This window comes from Haloplanus litoreus, from assembly GCF_045690335.1.
In the GTDB taxonomy this organism is placed as follows: Archaea; Halobacteriota; Halobacteria; order Halobacteriales; family Haloferacaceae; genus Haloplanus; species Haloplanus litoreus.
Map to the genome: position 1 here is coordinate 1,751,071 of NZ_CP147874.1, position 19,650 is coordinate 1,770,720.

At 67.0% G+C, this 19,650-nt stretch carries 26 protein-coding genes and 1 tRNA gene; 9 read left to right on the top strand and 18 right to left on the bottom strand.

Annotation, left to right across the window (positions count from 1 at the left end):
* Positions 1-10: 10 nt before the first annotated feature.
* A complete protein-coding gene (gene dph5 / locus V8686_RS09470; protein ID WP_379703744.1) occupies positions 11-805 on the top strand; it encodes a diphthine synthase in 795 nt (264 codons plus the stop codon).
* A gap of 339 nt (positions 806-1,144) precedes the next feature.
* On the opposite strand, the gene artA is transcribed toward dph5, so the two are convergent.
* From artA to V8686_RS09500, 6 genes are all read right to left on the bottom strand, one after another.
* Positions 1,145-2,089, bottom strand: coding sequence for an archaeosortase A (artA, locus tag V8686_RS09475; protein WP_379703745.1), 945 nt, complete (start codon positions 2,087-2,089; stop codon positions 1,145-1,147).
* 61 nt (positions 2,090-2,150) lie between these two features.
* On the bottom strand, positions 2,151-3,227 hold the full coding sequence (locus tag V8686_RS09480) for a DUF7350 domain-containing protein (protein ID WP_379703746.1): 1,077 nt from the start codon (positions 3,225-3,227) through the stop codon (positions 2,151-2,153).
* Positions 3,228-3,288: 61 nt separating this feature from the next.
* Positions 3,289-4,578, bottom strand: coding sequence for a DUF7405 family protein (locus tag V8686_RS09485; protein WP_379703747.1), 1,290 nt, complete (start codon positions 4,576-4,578; stop codon positions 3,289-3,291).
* Positions 4,579-4,637: 59 nt separating this feature from the next.
* Complete coding sequence (locus V8686_RS09490) at positions 4,638-5,153, bottom strand: winged helix-turn-helix transcriptional regulator (protein ID WP_379703749.1); 516 nt, start codon at positions 5,151-5,153, stop codon at positions 4,638-4,640.
* Positions 5,150-5,485, bottom strand: a complete 336-nt coding sequence (locus tag V8686_RS09495; protein WP_379703750.1) for a DUF7471 family protein — start codon at positions 5,483-5,485, stop codon at positions 5,150-5,152. Before V8686_RS09495 ends, V8686_RS09490 begins: the two co-directional genes overlap by 4 nt.
* A gap of 164 nt (positions 5,486-5,649) precedes the next feature.
* A tRNA-Leu gene (locus V8686_RS09500) sits at positions 5,650-5,734 on the bottom strand.
* A 163-nt stretch (positions 5,735-5,897) separates the two neighbouring features.
* Here V8686_RS09500 and V8686_RS09505 point away from each other — a divergent pair.
* Positions 5,898-6,458 carry a DUF420 domain-containing protein gene (locus V8686_RS09505; RefSeq protein WP_379703751.1) on the top strand — a complete coding sequence of 187 codons (561 nt, stop codon included), beginning with the start codon at positions 5,898-5,900 and terminating at the stop codon, positions 6,456-6,458.
* Positions 6,459-6,549: 91 nt separating this feature from the next.
* On the opposite strand, the gene V8686_RS09510 is transcribed toward V8686_RS09505, so the two are convergent.
* Positions 6,550-6,825: a DUF7521 family protein gene (locus V8686_RS09510; RefSeq protein WP_379703752.1), complete on the bottom strand. Its 276-nt coding sequence runs from the start codon at positions 6,823-6,825 to the stop codon at positions 6,550-6,552.
* On the bottom strand, positions 6,822-7,199 hold the full coding sequence (locus V8686_RS09515; RefSeq protein ID WP_379703753.1) for a helix-turn-helix domain-containing protein: 378 nt from the start codon (positions 7,197-7,199) through the stop codon (positions 6,822-6,824). Before V8686_RS09515 ends, V8686_RS09510 begins: the two co-directional genes overlap by 4 nt.
* A 139-nt stretch (positions 7,200-7,338) precedes the next feature.
* Between V8686_RS09515 and V8686_RS09520 the strand changes: the two genes are divergently transcribed.
* The 3 genes from V8686_RS09520 (at position 7,339) to V8686_RS09530 (ending at position 9,797) form a co-directional block, all read left to right on the top strand.
* Positions 7,339-7,743 (top strand): MoaD/ThiS family protein, encoded by a 405-nt coding sequence (locus V8686_RS09520; RefSeq protein ID WP_379703754.1) that lies wholly within the window; start codon positions 7,339-7,341, stop codon positions 7,741-7,743.
* Between the two features lie 221 nt (positions 7,744-7,964).
* Entirely contained in the window at positions 7,965-9,062 is a 1,098-nt protein-coding gene (nirK, locus tag V8686_RS09525; protein WP_379703755.1) for a copper-containing nitrite reductase, read from the top strand.
* A gap of 87 nt (positions 9,063-9,149) precedes the next feature.
* On the top strand, positions 9,150-9,797 hold the full coding sequence (locus V8686_RS09530) for a helix-turn-helix domain-containing protein (protein WP_379703756.1): 648 nt from the start codon (positions 9,150-9,152) through the stop codon (positions 9,795-9,797).
* A gap of 100 nt (positions 9,798-9,897) precedes the next feature.
* On the opposite strand, the gene V8686_RS09535 is transcribed toward V8686_RS09530, so the two are convergent.
* The 4 genes from V8686_RS09535 to V8686_RS09550 all read right to left on the bottom strand — a co-directional run bounded on the left by V8686_RS09535 (position 9,898) and on the right by V8686_RS09550 (position 12,780).
* On the bottom strand, positions 9,898-10,656 hold the full coding sequence (locus V8686_RS09535) for a halocyanin domain-containing protein (RefSeq protein ID WP_379703757.1): 759 nt from the start codon (positions 10,654-10,656) through the stop codon (positions 9,898-9,900).
* A gap of 96 nt (positions 10,657-10,752) precedes the next feature.
* Positions 10,753-12,231 carry an amidophosphoribosyltransferase gene (purF, locus tag V8686_RS09540; RefSeq protein WP_379703758.1) on the bottom strand — a complete coding sequence of 493 codons (1,479 nt, stop codon included), beginning with the start codon at positions 12,229-12,231 and terminating at the stop codon, positions 10,753-10,755.
* 145 nt (positions 12,232-12,376) lie between these two features.
* Positions 12,377-12,550: a 50S ribosomal protein L37e gene (locus V8686_RS09545; protein WP_049936239.1), complete on the bottom strand. Its 174-nt coding sequence runs from the start codon at positions 12,548-12,550 to the stop codon at positions 12,377-12,379.
* Positions 12,547-12,780: an LSM domain-containing protein gene (locus V8686_RS09550; RefSeq protein WP_379703759.1), complete on the bottom strand. Its 234-nt coding sequence runs from the start codon at positions 12,778-12,780 to the stop codon at positions 12,547-12,549. The genes V8686_RS09545 and V8686_RS09550 overlap by 4 nt, the downstream gene beginning before the upstream one ends.
* A 128-nt stretch (positions 12,781-12,908) precedes the next feature.
* Here V8686_RS09550 and V8686_RS09555 point away from each other — a divergent pair, with 128 nt between their 5' ends.
* The 3 genes from V8686_RS09555 to V8686_RS09565 all read left to right on the top strand — a co-directional run bounded on the left by V8686_RS09555 (position 12,909) and on the right by V8686_RS09565 (position 14,043).
* Positions 12,909-13,133 (top strand): YgaP-like transmembrane domain, encoded by a 225-nt coding sequence (locus V8686_RS09555; protein WP_379703760.1) that lies wholly within the window; start codon positions 12,909-12,911, stop codon positions 13,131-13,133.
* Positions 13,134-13,277: 144 nt separating this feature from the next.
* Positions 13,278-13,697: a universal stress protein gene (locus V8686_RS09560; protein WP_379703761.1), complete on the top strand. Its 420-nt coding sequence runs from the start codon at positions 13,278-13,280 to the stop codon at positions 13,695-13,697.
* Between the two features lie 43 nt (positions 13,698-13,740).
* Complete coding sequence (locus tag V8686_RS09565) at positions 13,741-14,043, top strand: hypothetical protein (protein WP_379703762.1); 303 nt, start codon at positions 13,741-13,743, stop codon at positions 14,041-14,043.
* A gap of 12 nt (positions 14,044-14,055) precedes the next feature.
* Here the strand turns inward: V8686_RS09565 and V8686_RS09570 are convergent, their stop codons facing one another.
* The 3 genes from V8686_RS09570 to V8686_RS09580 form a co-directional block, all read right to left on the bottom strand.
* Positions 14,056-14,937, bottom strand: coding sequence for a mechanosensitive ion channel family protein (locus V8686_RS09570; protein ID WP_379703763.1), 882 nt, complete (start codon positions 14,935-14,937; stop codon positions 14,056-14,058).
* A 193-nt stretch (positions 14,938-15,130) separates the two neighbouring features.
* Entirely contained in the window at positions 15,131-16,591 is a 1,461-nt protein-coding gene (locus tag V8686_RS09575) for an RtcB family protein (RefSeq protein WP_379703764.1), read from the bottom strand.
* Positions 16,592-16,626: 35 nt separating this feature from the next.
* Positions 16,627-17,037 (bottom strand): archease, encoded by a 411-nt coding sequence (locus V8686_RS09580; protein WP_379703765.1) that lies wholly within the window; start codon positions 17,035-17,037, stop codon positions 16,627-16,629.
* 149 nt (positions 17,038-17,186) lie between these two features.
* On the opposite strand from V8686_RS09580, the gene V8686_RS09585 reads away from it, so the two are divergent.
* Positions 17,187-17,663 (top strand): GNAT family N-acetyltransferase, encoded by a 477-nt coding sequence (locus V8686_RS09585; RefSeq protein WP_379703766.1) that lies wholly within the window; start codon positions 17,187-17,189, stop codon positions 17,661-17,663.
* On the opposite strand, the gene V8686_RS09590 is transcribed toward V8686_RS09585, so the two are convergent.
* The 3 genes from V8686_RS09590 to V8686_RS09600 form a co-directional block, all read right to left on the bottom strand.
* On the bottom strand, positions 17,660-18,508 hold the full coding sequence (locus V8686_RS09590; protein ID WP_379703767.1) for a translation initiation factor eIF-2B: 849 nt from the start codon (positions 18,506-18,508) through the stop codon (positions 17,660-17,662). The genes V8686_RS09585 and V8686_RS09590 overlap by 4 nt on opposite strands.
* Positions 18,509-18,593: 85 nt before the next feature.
* Positions 18,594-18,839, bottom strand: coding sequence for a DUF5822 domain-containing protein (locus tag V8686_RS09595; protein ID WP_379703768.1), 246 nt, complete (start codon positions 18,837-18,839; stop codon positions 18,594-18,596).
* Positions 18,840-18,863: 24 nt separating this feature from the next.
* Positions 18,864-19,649 (bottom strand): alpha/beta fold hydrolase, encoded by a 786-nt coding sequence (locus tag V8686_RS09600; RefSeq protein ID WP_379703769.1) that lies wholly within the window; start codon positions 19,647-19,649, stop codon positions 18,864-18,866.
* Position 19,650: the final 1 nt, after the last annotated feature.

Consider the following 19,650-nt stretch of genomic DNA (forward strand, 5'->3'; position numbering starts at 1 on the left):
CACGGCCCGTATGCTCACCTTCGTCGGCCTCGGACTCTACGACGAGCGATCGATCACGGTCGAGGGACGCGACGCCCTCCGTTCGGCCGACTGCGCGTTCGCCGAGTTCTACACCAGTCGCCTCGTCGGCACCAGCGTCGAGGCGCTCGAGGCCCACCACGGCGTGGACATCGAGGTACGGGACCGCGCGGGCGTCGAGCGGAACCCCGCGCCCATCCTCGACGCCGCCGAGTCGCGCGACGCCGTCTTCCTGACCGCCGGGGACGCCATGATCTCGACGACCCACGTCGACCTCCGTCTGCGTGCTATCGACCGCGGGATCGACACCCGCGTCGTCCATGGTGTCACCGCCCAATCCGCCGCCAGCGGTCTCACCGGCCTCCAGAACTACCGCTTCGGAAAGGCCGTCACCCTCCCGTTCCCACGCGCTCACGGGGGCGACGGCGTGCCCGCATCCGTCGTCGACTCCGTCGAAGCCAACCGGGAGCGCGGCCTCCACACGCTCGTCTACCTCGACATCAAGGTCGACGACGGCCGGGGAGCCGACGCCGGCGAGACGTTCATGACCGCCGACGTGGCGGCCGAGTTGCTCGCCGAGGAGTGGCCCGCCCGTCTCGGCGTCGCCGTGGCGCGCGCGGGCAGTCCCGACCCCGTCGTCGTCGCCGACCGACTCTCGGCGCTCGCCGACCGGGACTTCGGTGATCCGCTCCACCTCCTGGTCTTACCGGGTGACGTCCACCACGTCGAGGCCGACGCGCTCCGAACGCTCGCGGGCGCGCCGGCCGACCTGCTCCCCGAACGGTGAGCCGTGACGGGCCGACCCACGATACCGTCCGACAGTCGATATCGCCGGAATCCGGGACTGTATTCGACGCTTGCGAAATTATAATGGACGTTACGTAACTACCCGAACTTCAGACCCCGAAAAAGGCGCGAAAACTTAAATATATCCACCGATTCCAGTCACGTGGGGAGGCGGCCGGAGTCGGCAGGCTCTGTGGTGGGTGACGCCCGCCGGTGCGACATGCCTCTACGATCAGGAACGGTCACCCTGCCCACGAAAGCATTGTGGCTGTCCTCCCGCTTTCACATCCCGAACCGAACCGGACCGCCGCGGACGTTGTGATCGATCGGTGCGGCGTCCCTAGTCGGCGCCCGGACCGACCTCGCCCGAATCGGGGAGATCGAGCGCCTCCCGGAGGTCGTACTCCTCGCGAGTGATCACGTAGAGCACGTCCTCGACGATGGTCAGGAGTTCGGGCAGTTCCCGCACCACGAGGTAGGTGACCCCGACGAGGGCGACGACGGCGAGCACCTGGCTGATGACGCGATCCGAGAGGTAGAAGGAGACCTTGTACGGATCGGTCCCGCCGAAGAGAAAGAGCACCTCGTCGACGAACCACTGCATATACTGTTTGCCGAACATCAGGCCGATGAACGTCGTCCGTGCGATGTTGAGGACGTAGATGATCGGCACGGCGATGGCGAGCGCCCGGAGCTTTCGGCCGAGTGGCGCGTCGACGGCCGAGATCAGGCCGACGAAGATGGCGGTGCTTCCCAGTCCCGTACAGGCGAGGATGATCGAGAACAGGATGACGTGTCCGCCGTCGGTGACGAATTTGAACGTGTTGAGATAGCCCTGATCGCCCTCGACGAGTGTCGGCGTGTAGCCGAGCAACTCCATCGCCCACTCGGTCTGTGCGGTCGTATGGGAAATGAGAACGTGCCGCGGGGACGGAAGCGCGAGGCCACCGATCGTGAGCGCCGGAATCGTCTCGAAGGGGAGGTAGACGACGCCCATGACGGCGATGGCTCGCGAGAGGACGAACAGCGAGTCGCGGCCGTCGTAGAGGAGCCACCCCACGTACAGCGACGCGGGGACGGCGGCGAGTGAGAGAAAGCCCTCGACGAAGCTCTTCTGCTCGAACGCAAAGTGCGGGACGAGCGCGGCCCAGAAGGCGGCGAAGACGACCCACGCGGCGACGGTCGTCGCTCGGGCACCGGACCGCTCCCCGCGGCGGAGGAGAGCGCCCGTCAGGAAGAGACCGACGACGACCCACGCGAGGACATCGGTGAGAGGGCCTGCCATGGGCGAAGTAACGCAGGCGATCAATAAATCCCTTGTCGTTCTCCGGGCGGTCGTCCCCCGATCAGGGAACCTCGACCGTCACGTCGGGCATGCCGCCCATGAGGCCGCCGAACGCCGTCTCGTACCCCTCGTGTCGGGCCGTCTGGGGCTGGACGTCCACCGAGAGGGTGAGTTCGTCGCCCGGCACCACGTCGTCGACGACGGCGCCGTAGTGATAGCCGAGATCACGGTCGAGCGTCCGCTCGAACGTGCCGTCGTACACCGTCCCGCCGTCGCGGGCGAGGTGTCCCGACAGCCCCATCGCCGGGATCACCATCCGATTGTACCGGGTGCGCGCCGAGACGGCGAGGTAGGTTCCGTCGGCGTCGATGCCCGCCGGCGGGGACTCCAGGGCGGTCACGACCAGGCGGGCGTCGTTGCTGGTTTCCGAGCCGAGGACTCGTCCCGGCAGGTCCGATTCGGCGGGCGCGAACGACGTGGGCAGCATCTCCATCGACATCGGATCGACCGCGCCCGGGGTGGCGACCTTCTCGTCGAGGGTGCGGAACGCGATCTCCTCTTTCGCCGCCTCGCTGTACTCGAAGGGAATCTCGACGGTCGTCGGGTCGGCGAAGCGACCCTCGAAGGCTCCCGTCAACCGGGTGGAGACCGCTCCGGCGCTCAGCCGCACCTCGTAGGTCCCCTCGCCGTCCAGCGCGAAGTTCGCGCCGTAGTGAAAGCCCATCGGCTGAGAGAGCATGGGGTAGATGGCCTCCTGAGAGACGAGCGAGCCGTCGCGATAGATCTCCGCGGACAACCCGGTGTCGGGCAGGATCGTCTCCGTCTCGGGATCCCAGACGCTCGCCATCAGGTGGACCGCGTCGTCGGCGTCGATTTCGGTCAGCGAGACGGTCTCCCCGTTGACGTTCCAGAATCGGTGGGGGTAGCTGTACATCAGCCCCATCGCGAAGTCGCCACTCGTCGCCGTGCCGGACATCGCCATGCCCTCGACGTGACTCGGGAAGTAGATGGCGTCGGGGCGGTTCTCCGGGACGGGTGGCACTCCCGCCGCCCGCGTCTCGACCAGACTCGAACACCCGGCCAGCGTCAGCGAACCGGACAGGGACAGGCCGGTCCGGAGCAGGTCGCGGCGCTTCATACCCACGCTCGGTGTCGGGCGGGAAAACCGGTTCTGGTCCATCCGTCGAACGCCCACCCGCTCACGCCGGCTGCGGCGTCGGGAGCGCCCGGTGTCGACGCGGCGGCACGAGGAAGTTGCCCCGCCGGCGCACGAAGATGTACTCCAGAATGCCGTTGTTGACCCGCTGGCGCACCGCCGGCGTCAGCTCCGTCACGTCGGTGCCGTTCATGGCCCGGCGGACGGCCTCGAACTCCGAGACGTTGCGCTGGAGCGACGGGAAATGCAGGCTTGCGACCGGCTGCTCCGAGCCGATGTCGTCGGTCGACTCGAAGTGCCGACGGAGGAGTCGGACGTTACCCTCCGCGTCGCGGTTCGCCCGCGCGGCTTTCTGCGCGTGGCCGACCCGCCCGGACTCCCGGGCGTCGGCGGCGACGTCGTCAACGAAGCGATCGATCCCGCTGTCCGAACCGAGGTTGCTCCCGACGCCTTCCACGAGGTCCTCCGCGGCGTGACCGGGGCTGAACATCTCCATCACGCGCTCCTCGTGAGACTGCTCCTCGTACCAGTCGGCCAGCCGCTGGCGGAGGTTGGCGATCACTTTCGTCGTCCCGCCGGCGAACGGCCCAGACTCGATGGTGACGTAGGACTCGGTGGCCTGATTGCCACGGAAGCCAGCCTTGAACCCCATGAACAGCGGCGACGCCTCCGGGACCGGCTTCGACGCCGGAATCCCCGCCGCGTCCTGGTGGTCGGCGGGCAGGCCCGCGCCGACGAAGCCCGTCCGCCGGGAGTCGACCGTCGCCACGTCGGTGAGCGGCGGCACCGACACGCCGTTCGCCGCGTCCCGTTCCCCACGGAGCGCCCGGTCTGCCTCCAGCACGACGTCCGCGCGGTCGCTCGCCAGGTGGAGCACCGCGTCCTGTCTGTCGAAAGCGGGCGATTCGAACGGCGAGAGCGCCCGCGGTTCGGGGAGGTCGATCCCGTCCGGGAGCGACTCGTCGAACCGGCCGAAGTACGCCGGCGAGTAGGCGACGGAGTGAAGCAGGCCCTCGTGACGCCACGCGTAGGCGCGGTCGAGGGCGTCGAGCGTCGCGGCGAGCGCCGCTCGGTCGTCGTCCGCCGGCGGGCCGTCGCCCGCAAAGTCGACGTAGAGGAGGATCTGGTGGGCGGGGAGCTGGGAGTTCCCGTGCTCGTCGTGACGGACGTACTCCCGCCAGGCGTGCTGGCGTGCCGGTTTGGCCGCGGGGTCGCCGGTCGGCACTGGCTCGTCGGCCGTGCGGTCGAGACAGGCGGTCAGCGCGCTCGCACCGCCGAGGGCGACGGCCGCCTTGAGTACGTCGCGCCGCGAGCGGTCGCCATCGAAGGACATCTATCGACGGGAGCTTGGGGCCTCGTCGCCAAGCGGGTTATGGTTCGGCTCTCGAAGGCTTACTCCTCCGAGACGAGGCCGTCGATCAGGCGTGTGAACCGATCCACGAGCCGTTCCGGGAGGGACGGCTCGATGTCCCGAAGCAGTCGAGCAGTCGTCTCGGGCCGCGAGAGCGCGAGGGTCACCCGGTCGCGCGCGTCGCGGCGCTTCTCGACGAGGTCCTGTTCGAGCAGGTGATCGAGGTGCCACTCCAGCGTGCTCCGGGCGATATCCAGATCCGCCGCCACCGTCGACGGCGGACTCGGTCCCTCGCTGATCAGATACAACAACGCGTCCCGAGCCGTCTCGCGGCGCAGGACGGCGATGGCTCCGCGCTCCGTGGCGTCGTACTCGGGCGTGTAGTAGTGCGTGCGGCCGTACAGCGATTCGGAGACGACGTCGTTCGCCCGCCGGAGTCTCTTCAGGTGGTACTGGACCTGTCCCGTCGCGAGGTCGAGTTCGCGCGCGAGTTCGTTGAAGTGGACGCCGGGGTTGGCGGCGACGTGCTGGCGGATACGCTCACGCTGGGCCGTCACGACGTCGGCACCTCCAGCCGGACGGTCCGGGCGTAGTACACCGCCGCGACGACGAGTGCCACCAGTACAACGTCGAGGCCGTGTTCGAAGAGGTGGTGGTCCGCCGGCGACACCACGCCCAGCACACTGACTCCGACGACGGCGGAGCGACCGAGCAGTGCGAGGAAAGCGGCGACGATCAGGAGATACGGTCGTGACCGCCGCTGGACGAAGGCGGCGAAGGCCAGTCCGAGGAGCACGGCCGCCCCCAGAGCAGCGACACCAGTCAGGACCAGTAGCCCGACCGACGTGGTTCCGACCCCCGGGACGGCGTGTATCGGGAGCGATTCCATACGCCGGCGTTCGCGCCGGGCGTACCTGAACGCTTCGCCGCCGTCGCTCGCGACGTCGTGTCGGTAGAAGTTGTGCGTGGGTGATGTCCCGGATGGGAATCACCTGCATCGCCACGTCGGCGTGTGCCTTCGTGGGCGGCGGGCCGAGTGACCCGCCTGTGCGATGCGTGGGACCGGATTTGAACCGGCGGACCCCTATGGGACAGCGCCCTCAACGCTGCGCCGTTGGCCTGGCTTGGCTACCCACGCTCGCATGGGTTCTGTGTTTCGCCGCTACGCATCCCTCCGTTATCGGGGGTATTTGAAATGGCTTTCCTTTTCCCTGCCGTGGCGTCACCCCGATGTCACACTCCGGCTCCCGAACCTGCCGGAACCCGCTGCCGTTTTGTGGATCGCCGGACGAGTGTCGACCATGATCCGCACTGCACGGGACCACGTGCCCGAACTCACCGCGATCCTGACCGTCGTGTCGCTGGCGCTGGTGTTCGGCGCGGTGCTGGGAGCGATTCCCCGTGGTTCCATCCCGCGGGCGCCCGAGGCGACCCTGTCGGTCATCCCTCACGTCAACGCCGTCGTCAGCACCGTCGCCGTCGGGACCATCCTCGCGGGCGTCGTCTTCGCCCGCCGCGGTGAGTTCGAGAAACACCGTGCGATGATGCTGTCTTCGGCCGCCCTCTTCGCCGTCTTCCTCGTGCTCTACCTCTACAAGGTGGCACTGGAGGGGCCGGCGGAGTTCCCCGGGCCGGACGTCGTCTACACGTGGGCGTACCTCCCCTTGCTCGCCGTCCACATCCTCCTCGCCGTCGTCTGTATCCCGCTGCTCTACTACGTGCTCTTGCTCGCGACGACCCGCCCCGTCTCGGCGCTCGTCGACACCGCTCATGCCCGCGTCGGGCGCGTCGCGGCGAGCCTCTGGCTGATCTCCTTCGTCCTCGGAAACGTCGTTTACGCCCTGCTGTACGTGGTCTACTGACCGGCGTGACGCGGGCGACGGCGGTGACGCGAGATGCCGTCGATGGTATCCGAGTGTGTCGGCCCCGACCCGAGTGCGGTGTCCGGGCGGGTCACTCGACGTACAGCGAGTAGACGATGATCGCGAACCCGACGAACGTGAGACCGCTCTCGATGACGATCGAGTGAGTGAGCGAGAGCGCGGTGAACTGGTGGCCGACGCCCGCGAGGAGCGCCCCCACCGTGACGAGGCCGAACCCGACGCCGAGCGCGCGGAGCGAGGTTGCGCCCGTTCGCCGGTAGGCCTTGAGCGAGAGGAGGGTGATGAGGGTCCCGAGCAGGAGTGTGCCGGTCTTGACCGCCACGAGCGCGATGTCGAGGTGGCTCATGTTTCCTTTCGCACCTCCCCCCACAGCGACGCCAGCCGCTCGTCGGCGGTACGGGTCGGACGGTCGATGGCCACCTCGAGCTCTCGGTTCTCGGTCAGCCCGATGGCGACGGCGTCGAAGTCGAGTTCGTACCGGGTCGCGTGATGCCCGTCGGGTCTGATCTCGGTCCCCTCCGCGAGCAACGACGCCTCGGTCAGTAGGTCGAGTTTTCTGTAGGTCGTAGACATGGGGATATCACACTCCTCAGACACCTCGGTCGCCGTCATCGGCTCGTCGAGATGCTGGATAATGGTCCGGCAGTCGGCGTCGTCGAGCGCGTCCAGCACCGACTGCAGGTCGGGCCGGGAGTCGCCCGACAACGGATCGCGCACCATACTCACCCACACCCCGGGAGTCACTTAGGCCCGCCGTTTCCCGGGGCTTGGCTCCGGTCATCCGCGAGCGGCGCGCACGCGCTGATCGAACATGTTCGGACACAGCTTTTCGGTCGATAGTCGCGTAGATCTAGCTGTCATGAGCACGACAACCGACCCCGAGAGTGGGACCGATCCCCGAACGACGACGGTCCACCTGCGCGCGACGGGCCACGTCCGCGACGCGATGGAACGACCCCACCAGGAGTTCACGTTCGAGGGCGACACCCTCCGTGATCTGTTGGAGACCTTCTTCGACGAGCATCCGGATCTCGCGGAGATGCTGATAGCCGAGACGGAAGCCGAGGCGACGACGGACGGGTGGGCGAAACCCCCCGAGAACCTCCCGGGGAAGTGGCACAAGAACCCCGAAGGCGAACAGACCAAACCCTACGCGCGGGTGCTGGTCAACGGGAAGTTCAACGAAGTCCTCGACGGCTTCGACACGAAAATCGAGGACGGCGACCGCGTCAGTTTCGTCTACCCCTTCATCTTCTGTTGCTGACGCGCCGGTTCCTCCCGGCCGTTCGCGTGGCGTCACACGGACGGTCGTAAGTCAGAACCAGCCACCAGCCGCCACCGTCGTCCCGTCTCACGTGTCGTCCGTGCCACCGCGTCCACCTTTACGTCCGACCCGAACCGGTTCGTACCCGGTACCACCCCGCAAGAATCGGCTCGTCGGTTCATACGGTTCGCCCCCGACCCTCCACGTAGAGGTGACACCCGATGTTCGAAACCACCCGTCGGCGGGCGCTCCAGGCGCTCGGCGTCGGCGGTGCGGCGGCGGCGGCAGGGTGTACCGTTCAGGCTCCGACGGCGGACGCCGAGAAACAGCGTAACCGCGTCGAACAGCAGTCCAGTCCCAGCGTCGATCGGATCGCTGCGGACCCGACCGACATCCCCGACCCCATCGACCGGAGCGAACCCGCAGAGGTCGACGTGACGCTCCGCGCCGAGGAGGTGACCGCCGAAATCGAGCCCGGCGTCACCTTCGACTACATGACCTACAACGGTCAGGTGCCGGGACCGCTGGTGCGGGTCCGGAAGGGGGATACGGTGAATCTCACCCTCGAGAACGCCTCGGAGAACGCCCTGCCACACAACGTCGACTTCCACGCGGCGGCGGGACCCGGCGGCGGCGCCGAGGCAACCATGACCGCACCCGGCGAGACCAGTCACCTGACGTTCAAGGCCACGTACCCAGGGGCGTACATCTACCACTGTGCCGTCCCGAACCTCGACATGCACATCAGCGCCGGGATGTTCGGGATCATTCTCGTCGAACCCGAGGCGGGTCTCCCAGCCGTCGACCAGGAACTCTACCTGGGCCAACACGAGATCTACACCGACGGCAAGGCCGGACAGGGGGGCAAACACAGCTTCGACATGGCGGCGATGAAGCGGGAGGAGCCGACCTACGTCGTCATGAACGGCGAGAAGTACGGCCTGACGCCCGACGTCTACGGATCGGCGGCGACGGTGTCGACCGACGACACCGCCCGGGTCTACTTCGTGACCGGCGGACCGAACCTCACCAGTAGCTTCCACCCAATCGGCAACGTCTGGGAAGAGTTCTACCCGCAAGGCTCGCTCACCACCGAGCCACAGACCCACATCCAGACCTCCCCGGTCGCTCCGGGGAGTACGTGTATCGCGACGATGAACTTCCCCGTCCCGGGGAACTTCAAACTCGTCGACCACGCCCTGACCCGGGTGGCCCGGCGTGGCTGTCTGGCCATCGTTACCGCCGAGGGCGAGGAGCGCCCCGACATCTTCGATCCGGAACCGCAGGCTGACGGGCGTACCGGGTCGACGAGCGCGTAGTCGGGTCTCGCCGTGACATCCCCGGCACGCCACCCACGAGCAGGTGCGTTCCGTGGACATATCCCCGCGGCGGCCCACCGGTGAACCATGCCCACGGCTCGACTCGCGGTGACGCTGCCCGAGGACATCTGGATCGCCGACCTCTCGGGTCGCTACCCGGAGGCGACGTTCCGAGTGCTGGCTGCGCTCCCCGACGACGAGACGGGTGTCGGCTTGGTCGAACTCACTGCCCCGGATCTCGGCACCGTCCTCTCGCGACTCGACGAGACGCCGGGGGTCCGGGTGTTCGAGGTGTTGCACCGCGGCGACGACCGGGCACTGGTCCAGTTCGAGACGGACGAACCACTCTTGCTCCTCTCCATTCGCAACTCGCGTGCGCCGTTCGAACCGCCGGTCACCATCGTCGACGGGATCGCCGACCTCGAAATCACCGCCTCGCAGGACCGTCTGTCGTCGCTCGCCGACCAGTTCCGCACGTTCGGTCTCGAGTTCGACGTCCGGTCGGTCCGGACGTCGATGGACCCCGAGTCGGTCGTGAGCGACCGCCAACGGGAACTGATCGAAACCGCCGTCGAACGGGGCTACTACGACACGCCGCGGACGTGTACCCTGACGGGGCTCGCGAACCACCTCGACATCGCAAAATCGACGGCGAGCGAACGACTCCACCGGGCCGAGGGTGCGATCATTCGGGCGTTCGTCGCCGACACCAGCGTCGTCGACGAACGTCCCTGATACCACCGGCCGTCAACCGATACGGATAGTCACCACTCCGGTGTGGCGGCCCTCGCGAAACGGTTACAGCCGACAGCACGAGCCGGGGGCGACTCGGAGCCTAGTCCTCGTGGCTCGGCTCGCCCTGTTCGATGCCGCTCTCGTCCGGCGGACTGCCGCCCCCACCGCGGAGCAACAGCAAGATGCCGAAGACGATCGGCGAGAGGAACGCGGCCACGAGGGCGCCGCCGACGGTCAGGGACATCACCTGGCTGGCGGCGCTACCGCCGCTCTCCCCGCCGTCGCCGCTCCCACTCTCGCCACCACCGCCGCTCTCTCCGCCACCGTCACCGCCGCCACCGCCGCCACCGCCGCCACCGCCGCCACCACTGACGACTTCGGCCCCCTCGGGAGCGGCGCCGACGACGACGACGCCTTTCATGCCGAGGGCGCGGTGTGGCTGGCAGAAGTACTTGATCGTGCCTTCGGAGTCGAAGGTCTGTTCGAACGTGAACCCGGCGTCGGAGGTGAGTTCGCTCTCGAAGTCGGCGCCCTCCTCGGCGACGACGTTGTGCTGGCCGCCCTCGCCGTTCCACTCCCAGACGACGGTGGTTCCGGGGTCGACCTGGATCGCCGCGGGGCCGAACGCGAAAGCGCCGCCGTTGCCCTCGGCGCCGACAGTGACTGTCACCTCGTCCTGTCCGGTGTTGTCGACGACCCCTTCGTAGTTGCCTACGTCGCTCATCCACCCGCCGAACGGCCCCGACTGGGCCGTCGCGGTCCCGGTCGCTCCCGCACCGACCAACCCGGCCCCGACGGCACCGGCGCCCGCCTGCAACAGCCGTCGCCGTCCCAGCCGAGCGTCGCGTTCCTCGCTCATGGTCGCTTGCTCGTACACACGACCCCTTGAAAAATATTGCCGGTTTCGCGTCCAATTGCCGGTTTTCTGGTCAGGTCGATAACGGGTGGTCGACGGTCAGTCGTCCGCCGGGGCGGACTCGCTCCCGACGGCCGGACGAGAGACGTCGCGGTCCGTCCGTTCGTCCTCGATGTCGTACGGATACTCGCCGGTCACACAGCCGAGACAGAGGTCGCCTTTCGTCCGACCGAGGACGTCGGCGATGGCCTCGATGGAGAGATAAGAGAGGCTGTCGGCGCCGATGGTCTCCCGGATGTCGTCGACGCTTCGGTCGGCCGCGATGAGTTCGTCCCGACTCGCCATGTCGATGCCCATGTAACAGGGAGCGACGATGGGTGGGGCACCGATCCGGACGTGGACCTCCTCGGCGCCGGCGTCCCGGAGCAGGTCGACCAGTTGCGTCGAGGTGGTACCCCGGACGATGCTGTCGTCGATGATCGTGACCGTCTTGCCCTCGACGGTGCTGCGGATCGGGTTGAGTTTCAGCCGCACCGCGCGTTCGCGTTCGTCCTGGGTCGGCATGATGAACGTCCGGCCGACGTAGCGGTTCTTCATCAGGCCCTCCGCGAACTCCACGCCGGCGCCGTCCTCGTTCGCGGCTTCGGCGTAGCCCGAGGCGAAGGAGCGTCCGGAGTCGGGGACGGGCATCACCACGTCCGTCTCGATACTGCTCTCGGCCCAGAGTTCGCGCCCGAGGTTCCGGCGCACGTCGTAGACGAGTCCGTCGTCGATGACGGAGTCCGGGCGGGCGAAGTAGACGTGTTCGAAAAAGCAGTGGGCCGTGGAGTCGCGTTCGACGAGTTGATACGAGTCGAAGCCGGTCCCGTCGGGTTCGAGGACGATCAGTTCACCCGGCGCCACGTCGCGGACGAGTTCGCCGTCGAGCGTGTCGATAGCGGCCGATTCCGAGGCGAGCACGTAGCCGTCGTCGAGTTCCCCGATACACAGCGGTCGATTCCCTTCGGGGTCCCGGACGCCGAGGACGGCCTCGTCGTGCATGATCGTCAGGGCGTAGGAGCCGTGGATGCGGCTCATGGTTCGTTTGACCGCCCGGACGAGGTCCGCCTCCAGCAGGTTGCGCGCGAGGTCGTGGGCGATCACCTCGGTGTCGCCGTTGGAGGTGAAGGCGTGTCCCAGCGCCTCGAGTTCCGACCGGATCTCCCCGGCGTTGACGAGGTTGCCGTTGTGGGCGAGTCCGAGGGACCCCGACTTGAACGAGACGGAGAAGGGCTGGGCGCAACAGGCGTTGACGCCACCCGAGGTGGGATACCGTACGTGTCCGATCCCCGTCGGTCCGTTCAACTGGTCCAGGTCTTCCGCGTCGAAGACGTCGCCGACGAGTCCCATCTCCACGTGGCTGTGTTGCTGGAACCCGTCGTGGGTCACGATGCCGGCCGACTCCTGTCCCCGGTGTTGGAGCGCGTACAACGAGTAGTACAGGGGACGCGCGGCGTCGCGGTCGGCGAGTGAAACACCCACGACGCCACACTTCTCGGTCATCCCGTCCGGGGTACGGTGGTCCCGCCCGTGTGCCATGAGCGTCCGTAGTGTACCGCGGGGTAAAAAGCCACGCTATTGCCCCCGTGTTCGTCCGGGGCGACGTATCGAAATTCGCCGCTAGACGGCACGCTATCGGCCCTTACTCTGGAGATGAGACGAACGAAGAGGGAGCGAACCGACGTTATTCGCCGGCTTTGCTCTGCCACTCGTAGTCGCGGCGCTTGGCAGATTTACCGAAGCCACACGACGAGCAGACCTTCTTTCGAACGTGGTACGATTTCTCACCGCAGCGTCGACATTTGACGTGGGTCGTCTTGTTCTTCTTGCCTTGACTCGGCGTTCCTGCTCCCGTCATGTACTTATCGTCACGACGTTGTCGCCGCGTATAATGGTTGTGTTGTCGACCTGCTCGACGTTCGGATCGCCGAGAACGCCCTCGTCGACCTCGTCGCCAGGTTCGAGCACGACGTTCATGTGCTGGTCGTACCCGCCGAGGACGCCGTGAAACGCCCGCCCGTCTTTGAGATACACCGTCACGTCCTCGTCAAGCGAGGCCTCCAACACGTCGAGGGGTCGTCCGCTCATGCCAACAAAGGCGGGGAGTTGGATTAATAAACGTACCGAAGGTCGGGAGGCTGTCGCCTGTGCTACCGTTCCGGGCGGTGCGCGCCACCGATAGAGTTTTGTGTATTGCAATATTTATACACAATCGTATGACCGATACGTGCCACTTTCAGGTTCGGCGTCTCGGCGGATCCGTCGTGCTCATCGGGCTACTGCTCGGCGTGTTCGTCAACTCGTGGTTCCTGGCAATTTCGGCATTTGCCGGACTCAACCTCGTTCAGAGTAGCTTCACCGACTTCTGTCCGGCCGAACGATTCCTTCCGGCTTGCGGGCCGGAGGCGGATACGGGTGTGGCGGAACCGACGAGTGACTGACCGCTACCGACCGAAATCCCGGCTCGATGGGGCGACAGTAGTGCAGTAACTACACAATATTTTTCCGCTGGCGTCGGCGTCGTCCGGTAGTGCACCGTCGGTTCCGTCCGAGTGCTTATCCCTTTATCCGCCGAACCGATCGATATGAGCTTTCGCGTCCTCGTTCCGATCGACGACTCGGAGATGGCGGTCGGTGCGCTCCGGTACGCCCTCGAAACGTTCGACGACGCGGAGATTACGGTCCTCCACGTCGCTGGCGGCCCGTCGCCGATGATGGGGGTCGCCACGGAGCTGGCCCTCGCAGACGATATCCAGGAGGCGATGGAGGAACGGGCGAGGGACGTCCTCGACGACGCCCGCGACGTCGCCGCCGAGTACGACGCCGAAATCAACACCGACGTCAGGATCGGTCGACCCGCACGGACCATCGTCGAGGCCGCCGCGGACTACGACACGGTCGTCATCGGATCACACAGCGGTAGCCTCTCGGATCGGCTGTTCATCGGCAACGTCGCCGAGACGGTCGTTCGCGGGTCGCCCGTCCCGGTCACCGTCGTTCGGTGAACCTCGGCCGACAGTATAAGTTCGTCTCGCCCCTACCGTCCGTATGAGTTACCCGGTCACGTACTACTGTCCCCGGTGTGAGGCGGTCGTCGAACTCGAACGCGAGGGGTATCTCGCCGACAAGTCGGTGACACCGTACCCACTCGAAGGCTGGACCTACGTCGGCGCCGACGAGGACGTGGAGGCGGCCGACGGCGTGCGCTTCGTCTGTGGCGAGGACGGGACCCTCCGCGACGACGACGCGTCCGGCTGTGGGGAGCCGTTCTACCTGAGCTACGTCCGATTCGAGGACGGGGAGGCGGTCGAGGCGCGTCCGGAGAGCGAGTACGTCAGACTCGGCCGGTGAACGACGGGCCGCTCAGTCGCCCGTCGCTGCCTCGGCCCCACCGACCTCCGTCACCTCGACGCCGCCAGTGAGTTCCGTGGTGGGGTACGGCATGTCGATCCCCTCGTCGTCGAAGCGCCCCTTGACCGCTTCGAGGAGGCGAGCGCGGACGGCGCCGTAGCCGTGTTTCCGTGGATCGATCCAGCACCGTCCGGAGAGGACCACCGCCGAGTCGCCAAGTCCCGTGACGGGTGCCGACGGTTCGGGGTCGTCGAGGACGCCCTCGATGGCCGCCGCCTCCTCGACGATGGCCGCCCGCGCTCGCTCGATGTCGTCCGCGTAACCGATGCCGAACTCGGCCGCGATCCGTCGCCGGTCGTTTGCCACGTTGTTCACCACCGCCGCGTTGGCCAGGTCGGCGTTCGGCACGGTGACCAACTGGTTGTCGAACGTGTCCAGTTTCGTCACGCGCAGGTGGATCTCCCGGACGACGCCGCTCCCATCATCCCATTCGATCCAGTCGCCGACGGTAAACGGTTCGTCCTGGATGATGAAGACGCCGGCGACGAAGTTAGCGATGAGGTCCTGGGCCGCGAAGCCGACGGCGAGTGCGAGCGCACCCGCGAGCGTCGCGAACGCGGCGAGGACGACGCCGAATCCGGCGACGGTCGCGGCCAGTGCGATTGCGAGGACGGCGGCGACTGCGACGGCCGTACTCACCGCGAGACCGACGAGCGTCTCGTCGAATCCGCGGCGTTCGAGCGCTCCCCGCACCCCCCGACGCACGACGGCCTTCCCGATCAGGTAGATGACCACGAAAGCGACGACGAACACCACGACGGTCGTAACCGCCCCGACGAGTGCCGGTACGAGTCCTTGCATCCCGATTCCGGGCCCCAGTTGGAGTGGTAACATACGGCATATCGGTTGCGTGCAGATGTTATTAACTATTTGCCATTTGTGGGTGCGGGTGCTGACCGTCGGCCTCACTCCGCTCGGCACCGTGGTGGCGGCGTCCGCTACGCTCCAGCGGCGATACGCGGCGCGTGGCCGACTCCGGAACGGAGGCGGAACGGGTCGATGTCGACGACGCGACCGGATGCGAGTCTCAACCCTTGATGTTACAGACCGGATACATCCGCGCCACCTTGTCGCCGATGCCCAGTTCGTCGGAGACGCGGACCACCTCGTCGACGTCCTTGTAGACGCCGGGAGCCTCCTCGGCCACCGTCGCGCCGCTCTGTGCCTTGACGTAGACGTGTTCTTGATCGCGAAGCTCGTTCTGGACGGTCTCGCCCCAGAACTCCTGTTTGGCCTGGGTTCGGCTCATGACGCGGCCCGCGCCGTGGGCCGTCGAGCCGAACGTGAGGTCCATGGACGCCTCGCCCCCCCGGAGCACGTAGCTCCCCGCACCCATACTCCCCGGAATGATGATCGGTTGGCCCACGTCGCGATAGGCGGATGGGACCTCGGGGTGGCCGGCCGGGAACGCCCGAGTCGCCCCTTTCCGGTGGACGTAGAGTTCGCGCTCTTCCCCTTGCACTTCGTGTGTCTCCTTTTTGGCGATGTTGTGGGCCACGTCGTAGAGGAGGTGCATGTCCATCGCCTCCCACGAGCGATCGAAGACCCGCTCGAACACCTGTCGCACCCGGTGCATGATCAACTGGCGGTTCACCCACGCGAAGTTGATGCAGGCACACATCGCTCCGTAGTACTCCTCGGCGAGTTCCGACCCCGCGGGGGCGGCGGCGAGTTCCTTATCGGGCAGGTCGGCGAGCAGGTCACCGTGGCGTTTCTCGATCTTTCGGAGGTAGTCGGTGCAGGTCTGGTGGCCGAGTCCGCGGCTCCCACAGTGAATCAGTACGACGATCCGATCCGGTTCGAGGCCGTAGGCGTCGGCGACGTCCTCGCGGTACACGTCGGTCACCCGCTGGACTTCGAGGAAGTGGTTGCCGCTCCCGAGACTCCCCAGTTGGTTCTTCCCGCGGTCCTTCGCCTTCTGTGAGACCGCGCTCGGGTCGGCATCGGGCCGGTAACCCTCGTCCTCGCAGTGCTCCAGGTCGTCCGGCACTGCCCACCCCGCTTCGAGCGCCCAGTCGACGCCGCGTTCCAGCACTGCCTCCACGGTATCCCTATCGCCCTCGACGACGCCACCGCCGCCCAGACCCGAGGGAACGTTCGCGAACAGGGCCTCGACGAGTTCCTCCTCGTGGCCCCGCACGTCGGCGTACGTGAGATTTGTTTTCATCAATCTCACGCCGCAATTTATGTCGTACCCGACCGCACCCGGAGAGATACAGCCGCTCTCGGCGTCCATCGCGCCGACGCCGCCGACGGGGAAGCCGTACCCCTGGTGGCCGTCCGGCATGCAGATGGCGTGGTCGGTGATGCCGGGCAGGTGGGTCGCGTTCTTGAGCTGCTGGAGCGTCTTGTCGTCGCCGATCTGTTCGAGGAGGCGGTCGCTCGCGAGCACCCGCGCCGGGACGCGCATGTCGCCCTCGCGCGGAATCTCCCAGACGTGCTCCCGAACGCGCTCGAGGGTGATACCGTCGAACTCGCGTGTAGTCATGGCTGAACCGAGGGGATCGACGCGGGAATACGTTACTACACGTCGAGGACGACGTACGCCTCCCACTCTCCGTCCGTCCGTTCGACGCGCATCTCGGAGTAGGTCACCGCCTTCACGTCGCGGGCACTGATCTCCGAGAAGGGCACACCCCGGGCGCTCGCTTCGATCACCCACTCGTCGCCGTCCTCCCGGACCACTGCCTCGTTGGCGACGGGGAGGACGCCACGCACGTCGCGTTCGTAGATCAGTTGGTCGAGATAGTCGAAGAGGAGGGCCTCCAGTCCCTCGGCGCGGACGGTGAGCGAGAAGCGCTCGCCGGTGTCGGGAATCTCGTCGCAGGTGGCCGCTGCGAGGCCGTCGGCGACGGCGGCGAACGTCTCGCCGAGGCTCTCCCCGGCCGCCTCGACGGCGACGTCGGCGGTGTGGGGGCGGAGTTCGTAGCTCATCGGTGGATCACGACGGGTCGACCGTCGTCGGATCGAGGACCGGCTGCGTCAAAACGGTTCCCTCCGGCGCCACCGACGCCGGGCCGAATCCGGCGACGGATGTCGGCGACGGTGAAGTTATAACACCCGACGGTCCTAGTGGCCGTGTAGTGAGCGTCACCGTCGAGAAACGTGTCGATGGTCCCGGGTCGACGGACCACGCCGCCGAGGCCTGGGAACTCAAAGAGCGGATCCGCCGCAACGAGGGCGTGCTGAAACAGCGCAAGCGCTTCTTCATGGACGCCTACCGACGCGCGACGACCCACCTCCTCTACCTCGACGACGAACTCGTCGGCTTCGCCACGGCCCGACGCGACGGATACATCCTCTTTCTCGCCGTCGCACCCGAGCGCCGCGGCGAGGGGTTCGGCCGTCGACTCGTCGCGGAGGTGGCCGAGGAACACCGAACCGTCACCTGTCACGCCCGCGCGACGAACGAGCGGGCCCTCGACTTCTACGAATCCGTCGGATTCGAGATCAAACGGCGGATCGACAACTACTACGAGGACAACGGCGACGCGTACTATCTCCGTCTCGGTCCCGACGAACGGCTTCGGGACCGGCTCTCCGAGTTGATCCGGCGTTAGGGTTTGAACTCGTCTTGATCGGTCACGACGCTGTCGATCAAATCTAGCGGCGTCGCGTCGTACGCGGGGTTCTCGATCTGAACGTCCACGACCGGTTCGCGGATCACCTCGGCGGGTTCACGCTCCTCGTTTTCGAAGACGAAGTCGCTCTCGATGATCTTCGACTCCGAGCCGACGACGACGACGGGGACGTCGGCGACGTTCGCGGCGGCGACGAGGGGGAACGTGCCGACGCGGTTGTAGAGCGTGTCGCCGACGATGCAGGTCATGCCGACGACGACGCGGTCACAGCGGTCGAGCATGTGCCCCGCCGCGCTGTCGACGAGCAGGTGGGTGTCGACGCGGTCCATCTCGGCGAGGCGGCGAGCGGTCTTGCGACCCAGGTACCGCGGCCGCGCCTCGGTGACGTAGGCGGTGAGGTGACGGCCCTCGGCCGCCGCCACCTCGACTGCCTCCAGGACCGTCGTGGAGAAGTCGTGGGTGAGGAAAGACTCGCCGTCCTCGAAAGTCGTCGAAGCGCGGGCGGCCGCTCGGTGTTTGCCCGTCTCGATCCGCTCGGTGATCCGGTCGATCACCTCTTGGGTCCGGTCCTTGGCGGCCTCGACGGTGTCGGTCTCCCCGAGAACGCCGTCGACCACCTCCCGCATCGCCTTGTGGAGGGAGGCGTGAGAGGAGTTGGCCCGACGGAGCGCCCCAGCGTTGCGTTCCAGGTCGCGCTCGTAGGCTTCGACGTTCTGGTAGTCCCTGTCGAGGAGTTCCCCGAGTGCAGTGGTGGCCTTGACCGCGATCACCGACGAACTGTGAGTCTGCATCCGACGAATCTCCTCGATGGTCTCGTCGATCATACCGTTGAGGTGTCGCGTACGTGGCAAAGAGCTTCCGGCTATGGCCGGATCGCCCCGTCCGACCGTCGGCTCTCGATCCCGTCGGTCACTCGACCTCGCTTTCCACCCGGCGACGCGCATACACGTAGGCGGCAATCGCGGTGAGGAACCAGACGAGCGCGCCCACCCGGACGGCGAAGGCGGCGCGGGCGCCCCACGTCGGGAGCGTCGTCGTCGTCGAGAGCGCCGCAACGAGGGGCGCGCCGGCGACGATGGTCGTAACGAACGTCACCTGCATCACCCAACCGAAGTCGACGCCGTCCGGATCGGTTCGCTCGACGCGCTGTGGCACGGCCGCGAGTTCGTGGCCGGCGCGCTAATGTGTGGCGATTCGCTCCAAGAACGCCGACACGGCGTCGTTGTACGCCTCGGGGCGTTCCAGCATGGCGAGATGGGCCGCGTCCGGGATCGTCGTCCACTCGGCACCCGGAATCCCCTCCGCCAGCGACTCGTGGTACCAGGGTGGCGTGAGCGCGTCGTGTTCCCCGACGACGGCCAGCGTCGGTACTCCCACCGCGTCGAGGTCCCCGCGCACGTCGAACTCGTGACAGGTCCGGAAGTCGCGGTAGGTCACTTCCTGTCCCGCCACCGCCAGGGCCTCTCGGGACACCGCGAGCAGCTGTTCGTCCGGGTCGTGAAAGAGCCGATCCGGCCCGTGGAGGAACTCGGTCGCCCGCTCGAAGTCCGTCCGTAGCCACCGCAGGAGATCGTCGAGAACGGCGAGTTTGGCGCCCGTCCCCGAGAGAACTAGCCCGGAGAGGTCGACGTCGGGGTCCCGGTCGAGGACGAGCGTCAAGAGGATGGCACCGCCGAGTGAGTTCCCACAGAGGACGTGGGCGTCCGTCGCCGCGGCAACGGCCAGCACGTCGTCGACGTAAGCCGACAGTGTCTCGTACCCCGGTGCGGCGTCGATATCCTCGCTCTCCCCGTGCCCGCTCAAATCCAGCGCGATCACGGGCCGGTCGTCGGCCAGACGGGCCTGTGACTTCCAGACCCGGTGTGAACCGCCGCTCCCGTGGACGAACAGGATCGGCTCCCCGTCCCCGCCCCGGTCGTGTCGTCGGTAGGCAGTCTCCCGACCGTGGTGTGTAACCGTCTCCATA

Coding starts and splice junctions, on each gene's coding strand:
- dph5 (WP_379703744.1), top strand. CDS start 11: ATGCTCACCTTCGTCGGCCTCGGACTCTACGACGAGCGATCGATCACG.
- artA (WP_379703745.1), bottom strand. CDS start 2,089: ATGGCAGGCCCTCTCACCGATGTCCTCGCGTGGGTCGTCGTCGGTCTC.
- V8686_RS09480 (WP_379703746.1), bottom strand. CDS start 3,227: ATGAAGCGCCGCGACCTGCTCCGGACCGGCCTGTCCCTGTCCGGTTCG.
- V8686_RS09485 (WP_379703747.1), bottom strand. CDS start 4,578: ATGTCCTTCGATGGCGACCGCTCGCGGCGCGACGTACTCAAGGCGGCC.
- V8686_RS09495 (WP_379703750.1), bottom strand. CDS start 5,485: ATGGAATCGCTCCCGATACACGCCGTCCCGGGGGTCGGAACCACGTCG.
- V8686_RS09505 (WP_379703751.1), top strand. CDS start 5,898: ATGATCCGCACTGCACGGGACCACGTGCCCGAACTCACCGCGATCCTG.
- V8686_RS09510 (WP_379703752.1), bottom strand. CDS start 6,825: ATGAGCCACCTCGACATCGCGCTCGTGGCGGTCAAGACCGGCACACTC.
- V8686_RS09515 (WP_379703753.1), bottom strand. CDS start 7,199: ATGGTGCGCGATCCGTTGTCGGGCGACTCCCGGCCCGACCTGCAGTCG.
- V8686_RS09520 (WP_379703754.1), top strand. CDS start 7,339: ATGAGCACGACAACCGACCCCGAGAGTGGGACCGATCCCCGAACGACG.
- nirK (WP_379703755.1), top strand. CDS start 7,965: ATGTTCGAAACCACCCGTCGGCGGGCGCTCCAGGCGCTCGGCGTCGGC.
- V8686_RS09530 (WP_379703756.1), top strand. CDS start 9,150: ATGCCCACGGCTCGACTCGCGGTGACGCTGCCCGAGGACATCTGGATC.
- V8686_RS09535 (WP_379703757.1), bottom strand. CDS start 10,656: ATGAGCGAGGAACGCGACGCTCGGCTGGGACGGCGACGGCTGTTGCAG.
- purF (WP_379703758.1), bottom strand. CDS start 12,231: ATGGCACACGGGCGGGACCACCGTACCCCGGACGGGATGACCGAGAAG.
- V8686_RS09545 (WP_049936239.1), bottom strand. CDS start 12,550: ATGACGGGAGCAGGAACGCCGAGTCAAGGCAAGAAGAACAAGACGACC.
- V8686_RS09550 (WP_379703759.1), bottom strand. CDS start 12,780: ATGAGCGGACGACCCCTCGACGTGTTGGAGGCCTCGCTTGACGAGGAC.
- V8686_RS09555 (WP_379703760.1), top strand. CDS start 12,909: ATGACCGATACGTGCCACTTTCAGGTTCGGCGTCTCGGCGGATCCGTC.
- V8686_RS09560 (WP_379703761.1), top strand. CDS start 13,278: ATGAGCTTTCGCGTCCTCGTTCCGATCGACGACTCGGAGATGGCGGTC.
- V8686_RS09565 (WP_379703762.1), top strand. CDS start 13,741: ATGAGTTACCCGGTCACGTACTACTGTCCCCGGTGTGAGGCGGTCGTC.
- V8686_RS09570 (WP_379703763.1), bottom strand. CDS start 14,937: ATGTTACCACTCCAACTGGGGCCCGGAATCGGGATGCAAGGACTCGTA.
- V8686_RS09575 (WP_379703764.1), bottom strand. CDS start 16,591: ATGACTACACGCGAGTTCGACGGTATCACCCTCGAGCGCGTTCGGGAG.
- V8686_RS09580 (WP_379703765.1), bottom strand. CDS start 17,037: ATGAGCTACGAACTCCGCCCCCACACCGCCGACGTCGCCGTCGAGGCG.
- V8686_RS09590 (WP_379703767.1), bottom strand. CDS start 18,508: ATGATCGACGAGACCATCGAGGAGATTCGTCGGATGCAGACTCACAGT.
- V8686_RS09600 (WP_379703769.1), bottom strand. CDS start 19,649: ATGGAGACGGTTACACACCACGGTCGGGAGACTGCCTACCGACGACAC.